1 protein-coding gene is annotated in these 3,381 nt (G+C 51.1%); it reads left to right on the top strand.

What is annotated here, in order from left to right; genetic code table 11:
• Positions 1-3,381, top strand: a 3,381-nt coding sequence (locus ACXAG7_RS19830; protein WP_476667911.1) for a beta strand repeat-containing protein, incomplete at both ends; no start/stop codon positions are given.

The following is a 3,381-nucleotide window of genomic DNA, read 5'->3' as shown; positions in this document are numbered from 1 at the left end:
TAGCAGCAACGGCACCATGTACCACAGCAGCAACGGCTCAGGTAGTGGTAAGCGAGCAAGCTTTACCAAATGCGGGAACTAACGGAACACTCACCATCTGTGCAGGAAGCACGGTAACATCGGGGCAGTTATTTGCAGCCTTAGGTGGAAGTCCGGCTACCGGCGGAACTTGGTCACCAGCATTATCAGGCGCTAATATCTATACATATACCGTAGCCGCAACCGCACCATGTACCACAGCAGCAACAGCTCAGGTAGTGGTAAGCGAACAAGCCTTACCAAATGCGGGAACTAACGGAACACTTACGATCTGTGCAGGAAGCACTGTAACATCAGGGCAATTATTTGCAGCCTTAGGTGGAAGTCCAGCGACAGGCGGAACTTGGTCACCAGCATTAGGCGGCGCAAATACCTATACATATACAGTAGCCGCAACCGCACCATGTACCACAGCAGCAACAGCTCAGGTAGTGGTAAGCGAGCAAGCTTTACCAAATGCAGGAACTAACGGAACACTAACGATCTGTGCAGGAAGCACCGTAACATCAGGGCAATTATTTGCAGCCTTAGGAGGAAGTCCAGCGACAGGAGGTACTTGGTCACCAGCATTATCAGGCGCTAATACCTATACATATACAGTAGCAGCAACGGCACCATGTACCACAGCCGCAACGGCTCAGGTAGTGGTAAGCGAACAGGCTTTACCAAATGCGGGAACTAACGGAACACTTACGATCTGTGCAGGAAGCACGGTAACATCGGCACAGTTATTTGCAGCCTTAGGAGGAAGTCCAGCGACAGGCGGAACTTGGTCACCAGCATTAGCAGGCGCTAATACCTATACATATACAGTAGCAGCAACCGCACCATGTACCACAGCAGCAACAGCTCAGGTAGTGGTAAGCGAACAAGCTTTACCAAATGCGGGAACTAACGGAACACTAACGATCTGTGCAGGAAGCACGGTAACATCAGCGCAGTTATTTGCAGCCTTAGGTGGAAGTCCTGCTACCGGCGGAACTTGGTCACCAGCATTAGCAGGGGCTAATACCTATACGTATACAGTAGTAGCAACTGCACCATGTACCACAGCAGCAACAGCTCAGGTAGTGGTAAGCGAGCAAGCTTTACCAAATGCGGGAACTAACGGAACACTTACCATCTGTGCAGGAAGCACGGTAACATCGGCGCAGTTATTTGCAGCCTTAGGTGGAAGTCCTGCTACCGGCGGAACTTGGTCACCAGCATTAGCAGGGGCTAATACCTATACGTATACCGTAGCAGCAACCGCACCATGTACTACAGCAGCAACAGCTCAGGTAGTGGTAAGCGAACAGGCTTTACCAAATGCGGGAACTAACGGAACACTCACAATCTGTGCAGGAAGCACGGTAACATCAGCGCAGTTATTTGCAGCCTTAGGCGGAAGCCCTGCTACCGGCGGAACTTGGTCACCAGCATTAGCAGGGGCTAATACCTATACGTATACAGTAGCAGCAACTGCACCATGTACCACAGCAGCAACAGCTCAGGTAGTGGTAAGCGAGCAGGCTTTACCAAATGCGGGAACTAACGGAACACTAACCATCTGTGCAGGAAGCACGGTAACATCAGGGCAATTATTTGCAGCCTTAGGTGGAAGTCCAGCTACAGGCGGAACTTGGTCACCAGCATTAGCAGGCGCTAATACCTATACGTATACCGTAGCGGCAACCGCACCATGTACCACAGCAGCAACGGCTCAGGTAGTGGTAAGCGAGCAAGCTTTACCAAATGCGGGAACTAACGGAACACTTACCATCTGTGCAGGAAGCACGGTAACATCGGCGCAGTTATTTGCAGCCTTAGGCGGAAGTCCTGCTACCGGCGGAACTTGGTCACCAGCATTAGCAGGGGCTAATACCTATACGTATACAGTAGCAGCAACGGCACCATGTACCACAGCAGCAACAGCTCAGGTAGTGGTAAGCGAGCAGGCTTTACCAAATGCGGGAACTAACGGAACACTTACCATCTGTGCAGGAAGCACGGTAACATCAGGGCAATTATTTGCAGCCTTAGGAGGAAGTCCAGCTACAGGAGGAACTTGGTCACCAGCATTAGCAGGCGCTAATACCTATACATATACAGTAGCAGCAACCGCACCATGTACCACAGCCGCAACGGCTCAGGTAGTGGTAAGCGAACAGGCTTTACCAAATGCAGGAACTAACGGAACACTTACGATCTGTGCAGGAAGCACCGTAACATCAGCACAGTTATTTGCAGCCTTAGGAGGAAGTCCAGCGACAGGCGGAACTTGGTCACCAGCATTAGCAGGGGCTAATACCTATACATATACAGTAGCAGCAACCGCACCATGTACCACAGCAGCAACGGCTCAGGTAGTGGTAAGCGAGCAGGCTTTACCAAATGCGGGAACTAACGGAACACTTACCATCTGTGCAGGAAGCACGGTAACATCGGGGCAGTTATTTGCAGCCTTAGGAGGAAGTCCAGCTACCGGCGGTACTTGGTCACCAGCATTAGCAGGCGCAAATACCTATACATATACCGTAGCAGCAACGGCACCATGTACCACAGCAGCAACAGCTCAGGTAGTGGTAAGCGAACAAGCTTTACCAAATGCGGGAACTAACGGAACACTTACCATCTGTGCAGGAAGCACGGTAACATCGGCGCAGTTATTTGCAGCCTTAGGAGGAAGTCCAGCTACCGGCGGAACTTGGTCACCAGCATTATCAGGCGCAAATACCTATACGTATACAGTAGCAGCAACCGCACCATGTACCACAGCAGCAACAGCTCAGGTAGTGGTAAGCGAACAAGCTTTACCAAATGCGGGAACTAACGGAACACTAACGATCTGTGCAGGAAGCACCGTAACATCGGCACAATTATTTGCAGCCTTAGGAGGAAGTCCAGCTACCGGCGGAACTTGGTCACCAGCATTAGCAGGCGCAAATACCTATACATATACAGTAGCAGCAACGGCACCATGTACCACAGCAGCAACAGCTCAGGTAGTGGTAAGCGAGCAAGCTTTACCAAATGCCGGAACTAACGGAACACTTACGATCTGTGCAGGAAGCACCGTAACATCAGGGCAGTTATTTGCAGCCTTAGGAGGAAGTCCAGCTACCGGCGGAACTTGGTCACCAGCATTAGCAGGGGCTAATACCTATACATATACAGTAGCCGCAACCGCACCATGTACCACAGCAGCAACGGCTCAGGTAGTGGTAAGCGAGCAAGCTTTACCAAATGCGGGAACTAACGGAACACTTACCATCTGTGCAGGAAGCACGGTAACATCGGCGCAGTTATTTGCAGCCTTAGGAGGAAGTCCAGCTACCGGCGGAACTTGGTCACCAGCATTAT

Source organism: Tenacibaculum sp. AWR4_210 (assembly GCF_056160945.1).
This window is presented reverse-complemented; position numbering and strand designations above follow the sequence as displayed.